Origin of the sequence: Coprobacter fastidiosus (assembly GCF_030296935.1) — a bacterium.
GTDB lineage: Bacteria > Bacteroidota > Bacteroidia > Bacteroidales > Coprobacteraceae > Coprobacter > Coprobacter fastidiosus.
In genome coordinates this window covers 3,329,744-3,350,979 of the sequence record NZ_AP028032.1, presented here as the reverse complement: position 1 = coordinate 3,350,979, position 21,236 = coordinate 3,329,744, and the positions used below count along the sequence as shown (strand labels likewise).

The following is a 21,236-nucleotide window of genomic DNA, read 5'->3' as shown; positions in this document are numbered from 1 at the left end:
ATGAACGTAACCAATCTATTAAAAATAGCCTTGCGTGCGCTTGCAAACAACAAACTGCGGGCTTTCCTTACCATGTTGGGAATCATTATCGGTGTTGCATCGGTTATCACGATGCTCGCCATAGGACAAGGATCAAAAAAAAGTATTCAAACTCAGATCGCAGAAATGGGGTCTAACATGATCATGATACATCCCGGTGCAGAAATGCGGGGCGGTGTACGTCAAGATCCTTCAGCCATGCAGACTCTGAAACTGGATGATTTCAAATCTTTACAAGATGAAACAAATTTTTTGTCGGCTGTCAGTCCGAACGTATCATCTTCCGGTCAATTGATAAACGGAGCAAACAATTATCCATCATCCGTAACCGGAGTCAGCCCCGAATATCTCGAAATACGGCAACTCTCCATAGAAAACGGAACGATGTTCACAAACGCTGACATACAAAGCTCCGCCAAAGTCTGCGTGATCGGAAAAACAATAGTCGATAACCTCTTCCCCGACGGAAGCGATCCTATCGGGAAAGTAATCCGTTTTAACAAAATCCCGTTCAAAGTAGTCGGTGTTCTAAAATCTAAAGGGTATAACAGTATGGGGATGGACCAAGACGATGTCGTACTTGCCCCTTATACGACTGTCATGAAAAGATTACTCGCAGTTACTTATCTGCAAGGAATCTTCGCTTCGGCCCTCACAGAAGACATGACTGATAATGCAACAGAAGAAATTACTGCGATTTTAAGAAAAAATCATAAACTGAAAGAGTCCGATGACGACGACTTTACTATCCGGTCTCAACAGGAATTGAGTACAATGCTGAATACTACGACCGATTTGATGACGACACTTCTTGCATGTATCGCCGGAATATCTTTAGTTGTAGGCGGTATAGGAATTATGAACATCATGTATGTATCGGTCACCGAACGTACACGTGAAATAGGTTTGCGTATGAGTGTCGGAGCAAGAGGCATCGATATCCTAAGCCAGTTTTTGATCGAAGCTATCTTAATCAGTATTACAGGAGGTATTATCGGAATATTGATCGGTATCGGAGCATCTTTTGCCGTAAAAAATATTGCACACTGGCCTATATACATACAAAGCTGGAGTGTACTGCTCTCTTTTGCCGTATGTACTATAACCGGAGTATTTTTCGGATGGTATCCGGCGCAAAAAGCATCTAACCTCGATCCGATAGATGCTATACGATACGAATAAAATCAAATAATTTCTTATATTTGTAATATAATCATAAAATGATGCCGGACACACCTAAAAAAAAATCTTTGCAATTAATCATACACCTTCTCGGATGGGGTATCGTATTCGGGATTCCTTTATTTTTTTTCGAAAGGAACTCGACCGCCGATTACATAGATCGTTATCTGCGATTTATCTCCGCACCGGTATCATTGATGATCATTTTTTATTTCAACTATTGCTATCTGATCGATAAATTTTTATTCAGAAAACAAACACGGGAATATCTGCTTTCAAATATCGTACTCATTGCATTCGTAACCTTATGCCTGCACTTCTGGCACGAACTGCATATTCCGGGAGCAATGCCTCCAAATCCTCCTAAACACTTTCAGGTAAGAAAATTTGACGGTATATTATTTTTCCTTACTCGGGACATAATTCCGTTAATTTTAGCAACCGGAATGAGTGTCGCCATAAAAATGACCAACCGCTGGATACAATCCGAAAATGAAATCAGAGAACTCGAAAAAAGCCGTACTGAAGCAGAATTAAAAAATTTAAGGAATCAGCTCAATCCTCATTTCTTATTTAATACCCTGAATAATATTTATTCTCTGATCGCTTTATCTCCGGAAAAGGCGCAACAGGCGATTATGGATTTAAGTAAATTACTCCGTTACGTATTATATGACAACAGCCCCGAATTCGTACCGCTCCAAAAAGAAATGGAATTTGTGCGTAATTACGTAGAATTGATGCGTTTGAGACTGACCGACAATACTGAAATAAAAATTTCTTTGCCCCAATCGGCAAGTTCGGGAACGTTGATCGCACCTCTTTTGTTTATCTCCCTGATCGAGAATGCTTTCAAACACGGAGTCAGCAACTCCCAACCATCTTTCATACATATCAACATAAGCGAATACAGCGACCAACGCATCGTCTGTACGATCGAGAACAGTTACTTTCCCAAAAACGAAACCGATAAAAGCGGCTCGGGAATAGGACTCGACAATTTGCGTAAAAGATTGGAACTACTCTATCCGGGACGTTATCTTCTGAATATTGAACAGACAGATGACAAATATATTTCTGCATTGATATTATTCACCCATACTGAAGAAGAATGATACTGAACTGTTACATAATCGATGACGAACCTCTGGCTATACGACTATTAGAATCGTATGTCGATAAGACTCCATTTTTACGCCTGCAAGGTTCTTGTACTAATGCTGTTACCGCATTGGCCGATCTATCGGAAAGACCGGTTGACTTACTTTTTCTGGATATACAAATGCCTGAATTGAACGGTCTCGAATTTTCAAAAATCATCGGGGACAGATGCCGGATTATTTTCACCACAGCTTTCGAACAATATGCCGTAGACAGTTACCGGGTAAATGCTCTGGATTACCTTTTAAAACCTATTGCTTACCCTGATTTTCTGAATGCTTGTGAGAAAGCTTGCCAATGGTATGAACTTACGGATAACACCGCTCGGAAAAAAGAAGAATTAAAATCAATATTCATTAAAACAGACTATAAGCTGGTACAAATAGAATTAGATAAAATTTTATACGTGGAAGGCCTCAAGGACTATGTAAAAATCTATGTCGAGAACGAACCTCACCCTATTCTCTCTTTAATGAGTTTAAAATCGCTGGAAGATGTTCTCCCTTCAGATCGTTTCATCCGTGTACATCGATCTTTTATCGTACAAACAGACAAAATCAAGATTATCGAACGAAATCGGATCGTTTTCGGGAAACAATACATTCCGATTTCCGATTCATACAAAAGTAATTTTCAGGCAATGATCAACCAACGGTCAATAACCGGAAAATCCTAACAACTTTTCAAGGCTTTACTTGTTTATTATACTAACCATAACAAAAATCAAAAAGTATGAAGTACAGATGTGTCGTATGCGATTGGATCTATGATCCGGAATTAGGTGACCCGGATGGCAGAATAGAACCCGGAACTTCCTTCGAAGAATTACCCGATGATTGGGTATGCCCGGTCTGCGGTGTCGGAAAAGAAGATTTTGAACCCGTAGAAGAATAGAATCAACAAATATAATGGCCTCCGGAACAATCCTGAGGTCATTATATTTTTAGAACTTACCTAAATTTTCTGATAAAAAATGCAGGCTCGACTCGGTATTTTAATTCATTCTCAAATGTTAAGAAATAACAAAAACCGACTATTTATCAAAGACAAAATCTACTTTTGCACGATCAAAAAAATATGGATATGTCAGCAAGTAAATATAAAGGGCATATAGCAATACTCACGGCTAATATCATCTGGGGACTCAATTCTCCTATTTCCAAAACAGTTTTGAATAGTGGAGATATCTCACCTTTTGCTCTCACAACATTTCGTATGGTAGGAGCTGCTGCGGCATTCTGGTTGGTCTCCCTCTTCACGAAAAGAGAAAATGTTCCTCCTAAAGATCTGGCCATGTTATTTTTTGCCGCCTTATGCGGAATCGTATTTAATCAGGGAGTATTCATTTTCGGACTTTCTATGACCTCTCCCATCGATGCCTCCATCGTATCGACAACAGCTCCGATTATTACTATGATCATTGCTGCTTTCTATTTGAAAGAACCTATTACCAACAAAAAAGTATCCGGTATATTTTTGGGTGCCGTTGGAGCACTTATGCTAATAATCAGCGGACAAAGTACAAACGTATCTTCAGGAGAAAACAAAATAGCAGGTGATCTGCTCTGTCTGTTTGCACAAGCCTCTGTCGCCACCTATTTCGTTATTTTCAAAGACCTTATCAGTCGTTACTCACCGATAACCTTGATGAAATGGATGTTTATGTACGCCAGTATGTGTTATATACCGTTCTCTTACCATGATATTGCAACAATACAGTATGAGGAACTACCCGTTTCTCTTTATTCTGAAATCGCATTTGTCGTCTTGGCAGCAACATTTTTATCGTACATGTTTATTCCCATTGCTCAAAAGACTCTACGACCTACCGTCATCAGCATGTATAATTACGTTCAACCTATCGTAGCTTCACTAATTGCCATAATAGTAGGCCTGGATACATTTACTCTCGTTAAAGCCATCGCCATCACATTAGTATTTGTCGGCGTATATGTCGTAACCCAGAGTAAATCGAAAGCTCAGATGGATGCAGAGAAAATACAGAAAGAAAAAGAAAGAGAATCAATTTGATAAAGAGTCCGCTATTCTCTTTCTCGCAGCAATAACGGCTAAAACCGTTATTACCAGATAAACCAGTCCGATAATATCCACGGCCGGCGGAACATCGCCGCTTCCGTATGCATGCAATCCGGTAAGATAATAATTGACTCCGAAATAGGTCATCAATACCGCCAATAACCCATAAACAGACATCACGCTGAATGCATAATCGCTACGCAATTTCGGCACAAAACGAGCATGAATAATCATTGCATACACGACAAGTGTTATTAAAGCCCATGTCTCCTTGGGATCCCAGCCCCAATAACGCCCCCACGATTCGTTTGCCCAAACCGCTCCCAAAAACGTACCTGCAACAAGCAAACAAACACCGATATGCAATGACATTTCGTTAATAATACGCAGTTTTCTTATTTCTGCCGACTTATTATTCCGCACAATAAAAAACATCGTCAGCACCCCGATCAGAAAACTCATGCCAAAAAAACCGTAACTTGCCGTAATCACAGCCACATGAATCATGAGCCAATAGGATTTTAAGACAGGAACTAACGGAGTAATTTCCGGGTCCATCCAATTCAGATCGGCAACAAAAAGGATAACCCCCGCAAAAAAAGCGGCAAGCGCCAAAACCAAACTCGAACGACGAGCAAACAGCAAACCGGCCAAAAGTGTAGCCCAACCGATATAAATCATAGACTCATAAGCATTAGACCAAGGAGCTTGTCCCGAGATATACCAACGCAATCCGATTCCGCATGTCTGCAAAAAGAAAAATGAAATAATCGTACCGATGCAAAAACGAACAGTCCATTTACACCAACGAGAAGGCTTAGACTGAAAATATAATATAGCCGTCAACAACAAAATTCCGGATAACACATAACCTACAGCCGAAACGAAAAACAGATTCGCTTTATTATAGAACAATTCGGCTTTCAGTCGTTTTTGTGTCATTATCTGTACTTGACTCCGGGCTTGCTGATAGACATCTATCATTCCGACAATATCGGACGGGGTTTCCCAATTACCGGTTGCATAAGAGCGAATCGATTCGTCACTATACCACAACATAATTTTAGACACAAACAAAGAATCTTTCCCAGAAAAAGCGGAAAGATCATCTCCTGCAGAAACCCATTTACCGTTTTTATCACCCGGGCACGGAAACAAGGCAAACATTTTCCCCTGTTGCAAGCCATACAATATATTTACTTTTTCATCCAACTTCAAAATATCTTTTTCAAGCCGAGAGCGAGACGATACCGGCTTCATATATATATTCTCTACAAATTTTGCAAGCTTATATGTACCATCATTTTCAAACAAATCATTAAAAGCGATCTCCCTTCCTGTCGTCCCAAGCAACTTGTGCAATTCCGAATTCGTCTGACGAATAACAGGTACACTATTCCAATAAACAGCATCGAAAATAAAACCTAACACGACCTGCTCGGAAGTCAATCCGTGAAATGAATTTTTACGATATATTTTTCTCAATAATGAGGCAGTATAAGTATCGACAGGCTCTATACGTCCCGACGGATTCTGTATTTGCAACTGCCCCCACCGATCGGCAAGAGACATGGGAAGTGCACTCTTCTGCAAATCTCTTATCGTAATCTCCTGTGCAGATACAGAAACAGAGAAAAACAACAAAAAAGACAAACCAATTGTTTTTCTATTTCCGGTAAGAACAGTCAATTTCCTGTTCAGAATTCTGAAACGAGAATCCTTATGTGCAAAAATCGAAATCATACCCAATAACAACATGGCATACCCAATATATGTTACAGATGTACCGAACGTATCATTATTTACCGAAAGAACAGTTCCCTGTTCATCGGTATCATAAGATGATTGATACAAACGATAGTTCTGTTCATATACAACTCTATTCATGTATATCTTTTCTTCCCGAACCGTACCTCCTGAAATAAGGATCAAATCACTCTCAAAAGAAGAAGGACTATGTGAACCCGGATAGCGAATCAATCTGAAATCCTGAAGACGAATCGTAAACGGTAACGTCTTGAAAACAGAACCATAAGCAATGGATATGTCGACATTTCCGACTTTTACATTCTCCGGCTCGCCGACCTGATAATCTTTCCCCGACAAAAAGACCGTACGTTCATCATTTCCGACTCTCAAAGACATTTCCAATAAATGATCGCCATTTTGCAACGATGAATATTTTACTTTATCAAGTCTGATACGGATTTTCTTATCTTCCAAACTGATTATTTCAGAAAAAGGCTGCGTAAACAATGAGTTGATCTCTACCGGAAATTCAAAATTTACAGAATGCCCTTTACTCTCGGCTACACCGGAAATGTAACACTGGTGTGTTAACATCCGGGACGTTTGTTCTCCCTCCCGAATATGTATAATCCCTTCATATCCCCAAATGCGGGTGATCAACGCTCCGGCTAACACGACAGCAAAAGCCCAATGAAATATAATAACCCCATATTTCCGATGCCTCCATAAATGTACTTTCAATGAAATCCCGACAAAATTTATGATTAAAAGCAGTTGTAAGAGATAGAACAGGACATTGTTATACACAACCGCACGAGCTGCCGAAGATCCGTAACGACTTTCGATAAATGTCGCAGCAGCCAATAATACGGCATATAACGCCAATAATATCAGCATCAATTTATAAGAGGTAAAAAAGGATAAACAACGGATACTTTTTTTCATGTGATTATTTTCTTCCGGTATAGAGAACTCAAATTATTTTTCTTTCTCCTGCATTAATAAATCATACATTTTATTCGCCATCATTTTCGCACCCTCAGCATTGGGATGTATTTTATCTTTCAATAAATCGGGACGATCTTCCAATAAAGGATGCATATCAATAATTTCTACTCCCTCTTTACTCGCTGCTTTTTTAGTCATAGGAACAATATCCCTTGCAATAACCGTATTCCATATCCCGGTTGTATCGGTCACGAACGAAACAATAGGCGTCAACAATATAACTCGTGGATTCGAAGGCAAATTCCTAAAAGAACGTATCATGGCTCTGCAATCAGCCTCAAACTCATTCAGATACTTCCGATTAATCAATTTACTGTCATTTCCTCCCAAATCGATAAACACAACATCCGGACTACAAGATAATGCTTGCAGATACTCCTTTGTATTCCAATAAGACAGATTGCCTTTTTTCAACATCGTACAACCGCTTACCCCGTAATTAAATACTTCATACCCTACACCAAGCAATGCCCCCAACTGAGCCGGATAAGCATACTTCTCTCTTTCCGGTATCGTAGCGCCATAAGTAATACTCGCTCCTATACAAGCTACACGCTGTGCATACATTTTTGCATTTCCTAAAAAGAATATAAAAACACAGATCAAATATTTATACATATAATCAATCATTAAATCTAAAAAAGAGTGAAGATGCCGACTAATAAAAATATCTCCACTCTTTTCCATCTTTCATAGCTAAATTTTACACAGACATTCTTTATGTTATTTTCAAAAACATTTTTTCAGCTCCAACAAGAAACAAATCAAAGAATAAACTCAAAAAGATCAAATATATATTTTTATCGCAAAACTTAAACAGACTCTTAATATTTTATTTTTTATCTACAAATTTCATATACCGCACCTGCTGTTGTAATAAATGATATTTTATCATTATCGATGACTTTTTTTGCTACAGTATCTCCATTTTTCGACTTAACTATCAAATTTTTTGCGTCAGGATATTTTATAACGCATTCTTTGCCTGAATTAGAAGTTAGCTCGGCCGTAACGAGAACTCCGTTTTTCCATTCGGCATCGATCTCAAAATTTCCTCTCGCTTTTAACCCCTCGAATGTTCCATTCGCCCAATCATCCGGTATGGCAGGAAGCAATTCTATATAACCGCCTTGACTTTGAAGCAACATCTCCGCAATACCCGAAGTTGCTCCAAAATTTCCATCTATCTGGAAAGGCGGATGCGTATCGAACAAATTCTGATAAACTCCTCCGATATTAGCCGGATTACCTGTATATGTAAGGGTCAGCGCCTCTTTCAATAATTTATGAGCGCGGTTACCGTCTCTCAGACGAGCCCAGAAATTAATCTTCCATGCTTTACTCCAGCCCGTACCGCCATCACCTCTTGTTTCCAAAGTTTTTTTCATTGCCTCCACATACTTATCTTCCTGTACGCTTCTTCCGGCAACAATCTGTGATCCCGGATGCAACCAAAACAGATGATTGACATGTCTGTGCTGCCCGTCTCCGGTTATATCTTTCGTTACTTCGTCTTTCCACTCCATAAACTGTCCGCCTAATCCTATTTGAGGACCTGCCAATTTACTTTTCGCCGCCTTTATCTCGGCAACCTCTTTCGTATCTTTTCCCAAATCCTCACTCGCTTTAATTACAATATCGAATATTTCGGCAATCATCGCCTGGACCGTAGAACAGCCTAATGAATATTCGCCATGTTCAGGAGAATGAGACGGATTAGCGACCAACGTTCCATCCCGTTCATCCGTCCACAAGTTATCCACCCAAAACAAGGCTGCGCCTAAAAGCGTATTATAGTTTTGTTCCAAAAATTTCTTGTCACAATTAAATTGATAATACTCCCATATATCCTGACACATCCATGCTGCCCCGGCAGGAAAATGAAATGCCCCGTAACTCGTTCCCGGAGCAGTATTCCCCCATATATTATTTTCATGATGCGTTACCCAACCACGCACATCACCGCCATCAGGTTTGCAATAATAGTGCCGAGCTGTTATCTTGCCTCTGGGAACTAAACTGTTAATATAAGAAATCAACGGTATATGACAAGGGCTTAAATTGGTTTGCTGTGCCGGCCAATAATTCATCTGTACGTTAATATTGGTATGATAATCGGCATTCCACGGATTGGACAATCTTTCGCCCCATACACCTTGTAAATTCGCCGGCAAAGAGTTCTCCCGAGAGGAAGCGATCAGCAAATATCGTCCGAATTGATAATATAACATTTCGGTATATAGATTTTCTTCAACAGTATTGCCTTTGTAAAAATCTTTCAACAATATATCGGTAGTCTTAGTCGGCATTCCGGTTATATTTCCCAAATTCAAACTCATTCTGTCATACAATGCCTTATAATCCTTTTTATGCGAAGAGAGTAAATCTTCGTATGTTTTCGACTCTGGCCGCTATCAGCGTCTGTTTTACGGTCGTCAGAGGATCTTCATCCGAGAAATAATCGAATTTTTCATCCATAGACTGCTGATAATTCGTTGCTGCAGACATAAGCAAGATCACTTCATCAGCATCTTTCACTCGAATTTTTTTATTACCGACAACTTCAGAATGCCCACCTTTATTCAACACTTTTACTTGCTGGGCAAACTTCAATCCGTTTTCCTTATGCAAAACAGGTTGTCCCGTCATCGTTATTGTATTTCCAGATGCAGATATTTGCTTTTTTGACTGAAGGGACGTTATCGCAAATGTACGAGAGATTTTACCCTTTTTATCTGCCTTCAATCGCATTACCATTACATTATCCGGATAACTCATAAAACATTCACGGGTAAACGTCGTTCCGTTCTCCTTATAAGTTACCGAATGTACTGCATTATCTATATCAAGCATCCGCACATAATCACTATACGGCTCTAAAGGTTCATCTAATTGTTCATATTCGAGCTCTATATCCGATAGTTGCGGAGGTGTAGTCATATTGCCGGCTGCAACACCTGTAATCTCTAATTTAAAAAATTTATAACTCACTTCTCTTTTTAACGGAAACTTCAAAGTTTTTTTACGACTCTCAAAACTTATATTAGACTGTTTATCAATCAATAAATATCTTTTACCATCATTTGAACCATAAAAATTCCACGATATGGGATCTCTATCCGGAACATCATCTCCCGATGTAAGACTATAAGATTTTATTTTCTGTTTCGTCTCGTACTCCCAAGCAACATAACAGGGAAATTTCTGTTGAAACCCTTTATCAGCATACCATTTCGTATCACGATTTCCGTCAAACAATTTATCCACCCGCTGATCATAATTATTGATATTATCACAATCACTATCAAATCTTATGACATCCGGAATAACCAATGAATTATAGGCTATTTCAATATTACCTAAAGTCTGATACGAACCAAAATTATTCTTAGCTCCGCGAAGACTTTCGATGAGAGGTTTTATTCCGTCTTTTTCCTCATTACCATAATCTTTGGTAATCAACTTTCCGGTAGAATTAAAATGAGCAGCATCATTTTTAGAAAATTCATTCATTTTCTGCTGTAAAGCTCTCCTGACTTTCTGCAAATTAGCTCTATTTTCTGCAGATGTTCCCAAATGCCCCCCATCATAATCAGGATTCTCTCCCGGACCACCGGACCATAACGAATGCTCATTAACTTGAATGACATCCCGATAAACATCGCCGAAAATCATAGCCCCCATATATCCGTTACCGATAGGAAGCGCTTCGCTTTCCCATACTTTAGCCGGTTTATTATACACAGCTTTCATTTCAGGTTGACGAAAACCAGAAAAAGATGCAGCATCTGTTTTCCAAGGACACAGGAATATCAACAGTATTCCCCAATAAATTCTACTTATTCCTCTCATCTTATAGATAAATTTCATATTAAAAACATATTTATTCGACCGACAACAGGAACTCATTCACCAATTAAAAAAGTAACATTATTTCTCTCTGTTACTTATTCTCCAACTAAAAAGATTCCTGATATCATCTTCAAAAGGGAAACTGAGACATCCTGTTCATTACTGGTCCTTTCATAACCTACCCAATAATACATCAACATCTAATGATCAGTAATAAAGTTCTTATTCAAGATTCTAACCTTACGAAGAATTTTAATTACAGATCAAATATAAAAATTGTTTTTCGATATAAAAAGGAATTAAAAATAATTTGAAGACTTTATTAACTATGCGAAAACTTTACAATTCAAAATCAATCATACAGAAGCGATTCCTTCTATTTCTATCAATAATTCATCCCGACACACATCAGCTAAAAGATAAATAGACTCAACATCGGAATATAGCTTTTCAACAATCACTCGGGCATTTTCCATTAAAGAAATATCTTTCAGATATACTCGGCAACTTTTTAATCTATAAGAAGACCCGAAAAACGAAATACCTTGCCTTCGAATATTTTCTTCTGAAATCAGATAATCGATATTTTCTATTGTTGCTTGAGTCTGCTTTTCAATACCGACTTCCAAAAGACTTTCTTCTCCACGTATAGCTGCAGTTCCCGACACATAAACTATTTCATAATTTTCCTGCTTTACCCGTTTAGCACGTTCAAATTTAGGAGTAGTCTTACTTTGAAAACGAGGATCTTTCTCTCCGAATAGAACATTTTGCGAATAAGCATGTGCCGCGACTTGCCAACCATTATCTATTGCATCGATCTTTATAGAAGCGTCATCCGCATAAACCGCATTGATATCGACAACAATTCCTCCACACGCCATTCCTATTCCTGTTGCCGCAGGATAACCTTCAGGCCATTGTGAATAATTATAAAAAAAACTTCGTGCATCATTAAAATCCTGATAATGTTGATGTTCTCCGTCAAATGCCGTAATCTGTTCAATATAATTCCATTGTCGGACGATAGAATGTACAGGCATGTTCTCTATCTGCAATATCTTTTCGACAATATCAAATACATTGTAAGATTGAACGGAAAAACTTTCGTCTAAATTATCGCTCATTACTCCTCCTAAAAAGAGATGTTTCACATGAGAGGATGTCACTGTAATATAAAAATTTGTCCACAACGATTTATATTCAACCGTCTCCCCTTGAAGTATTTTCAATTCATGAGCTTCCATAACCAAACCGCTACCGTCCAAGGGTTTCTGAGCTACATAACTAATTACAGGGAGTTTATCTCCAAAATGGATATCGGCTTCTTTTCGAATAATATCAAGCTCTTCCCGATAACGGACATTATCCGTAACGTCTCCGAAAAAGACCAGACGGACAGGGACATTTTTCGGTTGATACCTATTCAATAAAGACCTTACCATGGCAGAAAAGTCCGCCTGGCTTTCCCTTAAAGAGCGACATATATAACGACAATCATTCATTCCTGCTATTCTTATTTTTTCGCAATATTTTTTGCAACGCTTAATTTTGATACAAAAGTACAAAATGATACAATCCTGTTGCAATACCTAAAAATAGGTAAAAATAAAAATGCCCGAACATCAAATGACGACCGGACATTCTTAAAGCCTATCTAAATTTTACGATGAGGAAATTCTCAAACTCGACCTGTACAAAATTCAAACAGACTCTTACCCCTAATAATGAAAACCTAATAATTATTTATTTACTATCTACAGGTCCGTCCAACAATAAATCGTGCTGTACCTTTTTACTTTTTCCAGACTGTACATTATCCTTATTCAAATCTATTTTCATCACAGAAAAGAATCGTTCCCAAAAAGCCGCAGTCTCTTTTGTATCGACAAGATAGTTTATAGAAGAAACTGCTATCACCGATTTTCCTAAAGGATAGGTAACCATTGCTACCCCTGATGGTTTCTGTAGCTTTTCATATAATACTACTTGTGCACATTTCCTATTCTCCGGAGCCCGATTAAAGAGAGACCAATCGACTCCCGAGGCATCGAAAACGATAGTTCCCTCATCGACAAAAGCTCCTGAGAGTCCCTGTTTAAGGATGGGTTCTTTACTATCTATTTCTGAAAAATAAAGTGCCGGGACAGTAAAATATCCTCCCCATTCAGATCTTTCACCGGGATTAAATGCCGTCGCCGTTCTATTTGTCGTTTCAATATTTGCAGGCAATAACGGTAAAATCTTCGAATCAATACCTTTAGTGGCCGTCATTATCAGAATCGTACGACCGGATTTTTTAGCAGATTTCATAACAGCGGCAAATTGCTTCAATTGATCGTCACCGATGTTCTCTCCATCAACAATTACCACAGAAGACTTTTTATTCTTAGAAAACGTTATCCCTGTTTTTCTTAAATGACCAGCCAATGCTCCGGTTTTATCTCCGATAAAAAATACTTCGGAATGCACCGGCTGAGGAAGAGCTGCGGGTTTCGGAATTTTCAACTCCGTATAATGATCCCATTCGCAAGGTTTATCTGCTAATGCAGCCTTTAAGGCATGAAACATAGGCAACGGTTTATAGAGAGGCAATGAAGGATCGATTCCCGGATTAAAAGTTGTCACATAAGGCGGAATGCGCTCAAATTGATATCCAGGCTTACCCTCTTCATAAACTTTTCCAGCAAATACACCGTCCTGCCCATCTGGTAAACGGGAATAATCGCCATAACCGAGATTCAGATGTTCCAATCCGAACCAACAAACTTCGGACGGTGAATAATAAGCCAAAAACGGTTTTGCCATTTTCTGTACATTCTGATATACATCTACTGCCAAAGCTTCATTACGTCCGTAATAAGAAATATATGGCTTATCTCCTGCAAACTGATACAATTGATCAGGTTTCCCATAATAGGTGGCTCCCGATTCTCCGACAATCATCGGTTTATCTTTCTTCTCCGGTAATAAATCCAATTTCAGCCCGTGCCCGAAATGCTTACTCCACACAGGCAATCGCCCGTCTAAATCCCGGTCTCCGTCACAAGTTATAAAACCCCTCGTCGGATCCCATGCCGGCACACGATCTGCAAGTTCTACAATTTTATCATCCCATTTTTTCGCCACCTCTTTAGACGGTTTATTTAAAAGAGCAATAGCAAATAATTCATTACCGACACTCCAACCAATTACAGAAGGGTGATTTCTGTCTCGAAGAATCAGACGTTCCAAATGTTCCGCATAATGTTCCCAAGCTTCAGGTGCTTCAAAATTAAGATTGATAGAACTTCCGAACAATCCGGTTTCATCCAATACCATAATTCCCATCTCATCCGCCAAATCATAATACACACGCGGCCACGGCTGTGCGTGAGGACGTACCGAATTCCCTCCAAAATCCTTAATCATCTGCAACCATGCCCAAGCAAAACGACGTGAACAGATATAAGGACCGAAAGGGTGCTGTATATCACCGACACACTGAATTTTCTTACCGTTCAACAAAAAGTCTGTTCCCGACAGTTTGAACTGACGCCATCCGAAACGAATATCCTTAATATCATACGTTTGTTTCTTATCTGAAATTTTCAAAGAAAGCATATACAAATTAGGGGTTTCGGGTGACCAAAGTTTCAATCGATTTCCTACTTTAGTTTGCAAAGTTACTTTTTGTGTTTCTCCCGGTTTTAAAGTCACAGATACCGGATCTATCGTCAATGCCGTATGTCCTAATGTCCATTTAATCTCAGGAGCATCCAAAATCGTTTTTCCGGCATTGTTAATCCACTCACGAGCATCACCTCCTAATAAAATAGTTTTAAGTTGTCGAGACTGATTGATTATATTTACATCTATTTCCAATTCATCACGATCTACCCAAGGCTTTATAAAAGCTTCCGTTACCCGAACTTCAGGTACAGCCCACAAAAATACATCTTGCCAAATACCGACGATCTTATCGGTATTAGAACCCAATGCATAAGTTGTTTTCATTTTTTTATATTCCGGATGAAATTTCTGGAAAAGAGTATTATGGCGTACACCTACTAACAACTCATTCGGCTTATTCCAATCAATATAATCGGTAACATCCGCATCAAACGGCAAATATTGGTCAAAATTCCGACAAACTTCTTTACCATTGACCTTTACAACACATTCTCCTGCAACAGCTTCAAAATGAAGTATTAGACGATTATCTTTTTTCCAATCGGCAGGTATCGAAAACTCCCGGCGTAACCACCCCATTTTTTCTCGTATCCAAGAGGATGGATATGAGGGATAATAAACAGAACTCGGAGCGTAAGGATTCTTTGAACCCTCTCCGGTCTCTATTCCACCGCCCCAATCATTTACATTCCACGGTGACGGAATTTTTATTTTTACTTGTTCCCACTGCCCCTCTCGAGGCTCTGTCAATATGGGGGCAACTCCATTCCCCTGCTTCCAATCACGAGGCACGGCTACCGGTTGAAAATCCCACAACCCGTTCAAACATATTTCTTGCCGATACGGTTTTTCTTGCGGTGACACAAGTCCTTCTGCAGGAGAAAAATCCCGATTAAACACGACTTTATCCTTTGCAAACAACAAATCTCCTCCCGTCAATAATGCTGCCGTCAAACTCAAAATTGCAATAGTATCTCTCATGTAAATCAAATTAATACGTTTTAAATAATTCCTTATTCGGTTCTTTCCCCATTTCAAACTCCAATACTCCCCCACTGGCAAGCATTTGATGAGAAAAACGAGGTTCGGATAACGGTAAACCGTTCCATTTTACAGACTGGACATACTTATTTTCTTTACTGTTATTTAATGCTTTTACTACAAATGTCTTATCCCCGGACAATCGCACCGTAACTTCGTCAAACAACGGACGGCCGATCTCATAAACCGGAATACCCGGACAGAAAGAATAAAATCCCATGGAATTAAGGACATACCAAGCCGACATTTGACCACAATCTTCATTTCCCGAAATTCCATCCGGATCATCGTGATATAAAGTACAAAGAATAGAATCGACCAAAGCCTGGGTCTTCCATGCTTCATCTACATAATTATAAAGATAAGGGATATGATGACTGGGTTCATTTCCATGTGCATATTGTCCTATCATTCCTGTAACATCGAGAGCTGCACCGGCATCTCCGGTCAACTCCGAGGACATTGAAAACATAGAATCCAACTTGGCAACAAAAGCATCCTTTCCTCCCATTTCTTCGATCAATCCGGGGACATCTTGAGGAATAAACCAACTCCACTGCCACGCATTCCCCTCTACATAGCAAGAACCCTTAAAAGTCGCTCTCGGATCAAAAGGCGTTACCCATGAACCATTCATATTGCGACCTCTCATCAAACGGGTCTCAGGATCGACGTAGTTTTTCCAATATTCTCCTCTTTTCGTATAAGCATCAGCTATATCTTTCTGATCCAAAGCCTCTGCCATCTGTGCGATCAGCCAGTCATTATATGCAAACTCTATACCTTGCGAGACCGATCTTCCGCAACGATCGGCCGGTACATAACCTAATTCGTTTTTATACTTTAATTCCAAAGGCATAATACGAGCAACAATAGAAGCCGGCATCATAGGTGTAATGCCCGTCGTATCATAAGTAGATGAACGGACACATGCCGACAAAGCTCTATTTACGTCAAAATTACGTTGATTCTTGAAAAAAGCATCGGCAATTACCGATACAGCATGATAACCGATCATCGTACCGGTTTCGTTCGAAGCCAGTTCCCATTTGGGAAGTACGCCGCTCTCATCGTATTTTCTCAAGAAAGCCCGGATAAATGCCTGATTAATATCGGGACGAATCACCGTATATAACGGATGCAATGCCCGGAAAGTATCCCACAAAGAAAAAAGAGTATAATTCGTATAAGAAGTGTCTTGTACGATCGTGTGTCCCATTGTCCGGTAACGTCCGTCAACATCAGAAGCGATACAAGGCGATATGGCCGTATGATATAAGGCTGTATAGAAAATTTCCCTTTGTTCAGCATCATCGGTCTTGACATCGATAACCGAAAGTTCGTTATTCCATATTTTACGGGCATCCGCTACGGTTTTATCAAAATCCCATCCCGAAATATCAGCCTTCATATTTTTCTTCGCACCTTCACAATCGACAGAAGAAATGCCGACTTTAACCAGAACCTCTTTTTTTGCCTCCTCAGGAATAAAAGTCAACAACGCCTTTGCCGTTTTCGCTTTCACGAGATTTCCCTCAATTAATGTATCTCCCGAATACAACGTATGAGTAAATGGTCTTGAAAACTCTGCATAAAAATAAACATAATGATTTTTTGCCCATCCCGTCGTATATTTCATTCCCGAAACAGTAGAATCATTTATAATCCGTATTTCCGTAACCGGATGTTGATGACCATGAATCGTAGGCTCCATATCTATAATCAAATTGGCAGCTTTACCTTCCGGATATGTATAACGATGAAAACCTGTTCTCAGGGCAGCAGTCAACTCAGCGGTAATATCATAATCGGACAACCTAACTTTGTAATATCCCGGAACAGCCTCTTCTTCTTTATGAGAAAAACGAGAACGATAGCCTGAATCAGGATCTTCCGCACTTCCTGATACCATAAATTTATTTTCTCCGGAAGTAGGCATCATCAGTATGTCCCCGTAATCTCCGATTCCCGTACCGCTCAAATGCGTATGACTGAACCCGATTATAGAGCTATCAGCATAATAATATCCGGAACAGCCGTCCCACCCGAACAATCGCGTATCAGGGCTCAACTGCACCATACCGTGAGGCAACGTAGCACCGGGATAGGTGTGGCCGTGCCCACCTGTCCCGATGAATACATTAACATAATCTACATACTCTTTGACAACATGAGTTTGCGAACAAGAAAAAAACAATCCTGAAAAAACAATAACTGCTGCCAGATGACACCCTATTAATTTCATATTCTTCATAACTATTCTTAATTAATTCTGCGATTATTTTCTAACAGGTTGGGATATACTCAACGGTATCTCTTTCCTCAACATTTTCCCGGCTTCCCCTACCAACCATAAATAATGATCGCTTTGCAATCCCTCTTCTATCGGCACAAACGATTCCGGGACACGGGTAGCGCATTTAAATATCGCAGTTCCCTCGTCTATTTCATCGAACATAGCTATATACAACATCTCTGCACCCATAGAAATAGCTCCGGATAACTGTGCCCAGAAAAAATCACCTTTATTTCTCGGTATTTGAGTAGTATTAGGACCGTACATATTTTTCCAAGAAAAACCGGGAAAAGCCAATGGTGCATAATCAACCCCATTTTTATTACACCAATCTAAATGTTCCGCTATAATCGGCTGCATATTCAGATATACCTTATCATTATACCATCCCACAAACCAAGGCATTACGATATCACATTTTTTTATTAGATCTAATAACTTGAGCTGATCTGCAGAGGGCTTTTTCCCCTCTTTGGGAAGCCATCTCGCCGGAGTCCCTAACATAACGCTGTATCCCCGTTTTTGAATTCCCTCTACCAACTTCGCAGCATCTTCTACATCATAAGAACGGCCGGGGAATCCCACTCCCCAAACAGCTACCAACGGTTTTTTATTATGGAAAAGATAGGTCGGCACTTTTTTTCTTTTCTTAAACTTATAAGTACTATCCAGCTCATCTAAATCCGACAGTACAAAATCGACATCAGCCTTTTTCATTCCGCTCAGATCATACATTATGCAAATCGCCCTGTCATATTTTCGGGCAGAAGAAACAGCAGAATCTAACACTTTATTAAAATGCATTTTCCCACTCTTCCCTTTTACTTCATTGACAAATCGTTGCATGAATACTCCATTTAAACCATACTCTTTCATCCAACGGAAATGGGTATCTACCGTAGAAGGGTCATGTGAACTGAATGTGTAAGCCGGAGTACCGTCATCAAAAACAAACTTCGTCTTATAGACTTTTTCATATTCCCGTACATCAGGCCACATATCGATAGTACAACATCCCGGTTCGAAACGACCTTTCGGTCCTGAATAATGATACCAGCCCCGTCCCGCACCGTCATCGGGAGCATTGAACCAACCTTGGTAGCCTGCCATTATCAGTCCCTTATATGAATTATATTTTGTATTTTTCGCAGAGATCGTGATAAACGGAAAGATCATTATAATCACGAAAAATAAACGATTCTTGTTCTTCATGCGTATATGCTTTTAATATTCCTTTTTCATTATCGATTACGAAAACAAAGTAAAAACCCCATTATTAATTTTTACTTAATAAGCCGATAAATAAATTCTTAAAAAAGTGTACAATTGACCTTTTAACTGCATTTTCTCAAAAAAAATATCCGCTGACAAAGATTTTCTGCCCCTGTCAACGGATATTCTTACTCGATCACAGTCTATACCGCTATATTATTTCAGCATCGATTTCCAATTTCCCGAATAATATGCAACAGTCAACTGTTTTAATTTTTCCTGATCTCCTTTCTGCATAAAAGTGTGTTCAAGATCTTTATAGATATAGAACTGCAACCAATAACCGTTATTGTATTGCTGACGGACAGAAAGCGCCTGCATCAATTTAGCATACCACAATGTCTGTACATTATATTTATGCGCAACTTGAACGGCAGTCATTGCATTTTTCCACATCGACTTAGACATTTTCTTCATCATAGAAGTATAATCTTTATATTTGAATGTAGAAATATCAATCAACTCACAGCGATCATCCAGCCCCAGTGCCTTTAAATCTATCGTCATCTCGAACTTTTTATCTCCGTCAAGATCATATTCGATATAATCGAAAAAGCCGTTGTCATCTTTATCGGTATATTTTACAGTACCGAATTTTCCGGGCTGCCGGTCCATACCCATCCACATACGATCCCAGCCTTGATAATAATTGGCATTCTGGTCTATGCGCCAGCAACCCCATTCAGCTCCATATAAATGTAAACGACCGTCGAACTTACCTACATATAATTTACCTTTTCCCGAATTATCCATATCCCATTCTCCCCGGTCTCCGGCAGCATCAGACTGTTTATTATTATCAATACCGCCATTTTTCCAGCCGATTTTGAACGGATCTAACGGATCATAAAATTCTACTCGCTCCCAACGTCCGCAATCATCGTCCTCGTCATATACAAAATTGACTCTCGACCACTCTCCTCTTTTAAAGATCATCTCTTTAGCACTTTTATGGTCGGGATACAAAAATTCTGTCAATTGACGGTAACGAGGATCCATGAAAAATTTATCCGCCTCAGGCATGCCTCGCAAATTATTAACTTTATGTACCTGATCGGTATAATCAAAACCTTTACCCTGGAAACCTATTGTAAAATCAAAATCAAATTCGTTACCAGGAGCATTGTCGTTATCTAAATCGACAGCCATAGAAACCCAATCGATACGTCCTTCCAACTGACGGTTTACATAACTATTCGAAGGTTTGCTTCTATCTTTTATTTTAGGAGAATCGACAAACCGTATGGCCATTTCGGTCAGACCATCGCCATCTTCATCATAAAACAAAAACGGATTTTCCCAATTCAAACGTAAATCTTTAATGTCATAAGTAGATGTATGAATTTTCATGAACATCGTCTGACCGCTATAATCTTCATAAAAATCGCAAACTCCGTTTTTATCCCAACAGCGTAAACTAAAATCATTCCAATTAATATAATTGAAAATATTATCTTTATCCAAATCACGCATAATCATATAATGCCCGTTCGGCCAGACTTCTCCGGTATTTTTTTTCGGATATTCGATTACGATCTGCATATCTGCTTTACCGTCATCATCCGTATCGACCCAATCGATAATCAAGTCCCCTTGTCCACCATAAATTCCATCTTTATTACGGTCAATCAACAAACAATCATTGATCATATCTCCCTCAATATCCCCTTCTTTCATGTTACCGTCGTCATCTAACCAAAGAATAGGAGTATCGTTTACTGTAACGGATTTAATCGCGTCAGGCTTTCCATCTCCATTTAAATCGATATACTCTACCTGATAACCTACCGGAGGCAAAGGCAGACGAAACGGTTCGATCTGTAATTTCTGATTCCAGTACTTCTGGTCATACGGCAAAGCCTGTGCTGTAGAAACAGCAAAAACTCCCAACATTGCCAGATAAATAAATTTACATTTTTTCATTGTG

General features: G+C 39.3%; 12 protein-coding genes and 1 pseudogene. 5 read left to right on the top strand and 8 right to left on the bottom strand.

All coding sequences use genetic code 11. From position 1 onward, the window contains the following. The 5 genes from QUE35_RS13255 (at nucleotide 1) to QUE35_RS13235 (ending at nucleotide 4,413) form a co-directional block, all read left to right on the top strand. A complete protein-coding gene (locus tag QUE35_RS13255) occupies nucleotides 1-1,221 on the top strand; it encodes an ABC transporter permease (RefSeq protein WP_022391000.1) in 1,221 nt (406 codons plus the stop codon). Between the two features lie 38 nt (nucleotides 1,222-1,259). After that, nucleotides 1,260-2,336 carry a sensor histidine kinase gene (locus QUE35_RS13250; protein WP_022599761.1) on the top strand — a complete coding sequence of 359 codons (1,077 nt, stop codon included), beginning with the start codon at nucleotides 1,260-1,262 and terminating at the stop codon, nucleotides 2,334-2,336. Then, the gene (locus QUE35_RS13245) at nucleotides 2,333-3,058 is read left to right on the top strand and encodes a LytR/AlgR family response regulator transcription factor (protein ID WP_022390998.1); all 726 of its coding nucleotides are present in this window, start codon (nucleotides 2,333-2,335) and stop codon (nucleotides 3,056-3,058) included. The genes QUE35_RS13250 and QUE35_RS13245 overlap by 4 nt, the downstream gene beginning before the upstream one ends. 56 nt (nucleotides 3,059-3,114) lie before the next feature. Next, nucleotides 3,115-3,276: a rubredoxin gene (gene rd, locus QUE35_RS13240; RefSeq protein ID WP_022599759.1), complete on the top strand. Its 162-nt coding sequence runs from the start codon at nucleotides 3,115-3,117 to the stop codon at nucleotides 3,274-3,276. A 189-nt stretch (nucleotides 3,277-3,465) separates the two neighbouring features. Further along, entirely contained in the window at nucleotides 3,466-4,413 is a 948-nt protein-coding gene (locus QUE35_RS13235; RefSeq protein WP_009317385.1) for a DMT family transporter, read from the top strand. Here QUE35_RS13235 and QUE35_RS13230 read toward each other — a convergent pair. The 8 genes and pseudogenes from QUE35_RS13230 to QUE35_RS13195 all read right to left on the bottom strand — a co-directional run bounded on the left by QUE35_RS13230 (nucleotide 4,405) and on the right by QUE35_RS13195 (nucleotide 21,232). Next, a complete protein-coding gene (locus QUE35_RS13230; protein WP_022599755.1) occupies nucleotides 4,405-7,113 on the bottom strand; it encodes a cytochrome c biogenesis protein CcsA in 2,709 nt (902 codons plus the stop codon). The two genes, QUE35_RS13235 and QUE35_RS13230, sit on opposite strands and share 9 nt — an antisense overlap. Before the next feature lie 33 nt (nucleotides 7,114-7,146). After that, on the bottom strand, nucleotides 7,147-7,863 hold the full coding sequence (locus QUE35_RS13225) for a GDSL-type esterase/lipase family protein (RefSeq protein WP_022599753.1): 717 nt from the start codon (nucleotides 7,861-7,863) through the stop codon (nucleotides 7,147-7,149). Nucleotides 7,864-8,015: 152 nt separating this feature from the next. Further along, a pseudogene (locus tag QUE35_RS13220) lies at nucleotides 8,016-11,046 on the bottom strand (glycoside hydrolase family 95 protein). Nucleotides 11,047-11,384: 338 nt separating this feature from the next. Then, nucleotides 11,385-12,533 carry a chorismate transformation FkbO/Hyg5 family protein gene (locus QUE35_RS13215; RefSeq protein ID WP_022599720.1) on the bottom strand — a complete coding sequence of 383 codons (1,149 nt, stop codon included), beginning with the start codon at nucleotides 12,531-12,533 and terminating at the stop codon, nucleotides 11,385-11,387. Nucleotides 12,534-12,774: 241 nt separating this feature from the next. After that, nucleotides 12,775-15,681 (bottom strand): glycoside hydrolase family 2 protein, encoded by a 2,907-nt coding sequence (locus tag QUE35_RS13210; protein ID WP_031258096.1) that lies wholly within the window; start codon nucleotides 15,679-15,681, stop codon nucleotides 12,775-12,777. Between the two features lie 10 nt (nucleotides 15,682-15,691). Continuing rightward, nucleotides 15,692-17,995: a GH92 family glycosyl hydrolase gene (locus QUE35_RS13205; RefSeq protein WP_022599718.1), complete on the bottom strand. Its 2,304-nt coding sequence runs from the start codon at nucleotides 17,993-17,995 to the stop codon at nucleotides 15,692-15,694. A gap of 24 nt (nucleotides 17,996-18,019) precedes the next feature. Next, a complete protein-coding gene (locus QUE35_RS13200) occupies nucleotides 18,020-19,249 on the bottom strand; it encodes a glycoside hydrolase family 99 protein (RefSeq protein ID WP_031258094.1) in 1,230 nt (409 codons plus the stop codon). A gap of 216 nt (nucleotides 19,250-19,465) precedes the next feature. After that, a complete protein-coding gene (locus tag QUE35_RS13195) occupies nucleotides 19,466-21,232 on the bottom strand; it encodes a hypothetical protein (RefSeq protein WP_022599716.1) in 1,767 nt (588 codons plus the stop codon). Nucleotides 21,233-21,236 lie beyond the last annotated feature (4 nt).

Excerpts from the sequence above, each read along its gene's own strand:
- QUE35_RS13255 (WP_022391000.1), top strand. The coding sequence starts at position 1 with ATGAACGTAACCAATCTATTAAAAATAGCCTTGCGTGCGCTTGCAAAC.
- QUE35_RS13250 (WP_022599761.1), top strand. The coding sequence starts at position 1,260 with ATGATGCCGGACACACCTAAAAAAAAATCTTTGCAATTAATCATACAC.
- QUE35_RS13245 (WP_022390998.1), top strand. The coding sequence starts at position 2,333 with ATGATACTGAACTGTTACATAATCGATGACGAACCTCTGGCTATACGA.
- rd (WP_022599759.1), top strand. The coding sequence starts at position 3,115 with ATGAAGTACAGATGTGTCGTATGCGATTGGATCTATGATCCGGAATTA.
- QUE35_RS13235 (WP_009317385.1), top strand. The coding sequence starts at position 3,466 with ATGTCAGCAAGTAAATATAAAGGGCATATAGCAATACTCACGGCTAAT.
- QUE35_RS13230 (WP_022599755.1), bottom strand. The coding sequence starts at position 7,113 with ATGAAAAAAAGTATCCGTTGTTTATCCTTTTTTACCTCTTATAAATTG.
- QUE35_RS13225 (WP_022599753.1), bottom strand. The coding sequence starts at position 7,863 with ATGGAAAAGAGTGGAGATATTTTTATTAGTCGGCATCTTCACTCTTTT.
- QUE35_RS13215 (WP_022599720.1), bottom strand. The coding sequence starts at position 12,533 with ATGAATGATTGTCGTTATATATGTCGCTCTTTAAGGGAAAGCCAGGCG.
- QUE35_RS13210 (WP_031258096.1), bottom strand. The coding sequence starts at position 15,681 with ATGAGAGATACTATTGCAATTTTGAGTTTGACGGCAGCATTATTGACG.
- QUE35_RS13205 (WP_022599718.1), bottom strand. The coding sequence starts at position 17,995 with ATGAAGAATATGAAATTAATAGGGTGTCATCTGGCAGCAGTTATTGTT.
- QUE35_RS13200 (WP_031258094.1), bottom strand. The coding sequence starts at position 19,249 with ATGAAGAACAAGAATCGTTTATTTTTCGTGATTATAATGATCTTTCCG.
- QUE35_RS13195 (WP_022599716.1), bottom strand. The coding sequence starts at position 21,232 with ATGAAAAAATGTAAATTTATTTATCTGGCAATGTTGGGAGTTTTTGCT.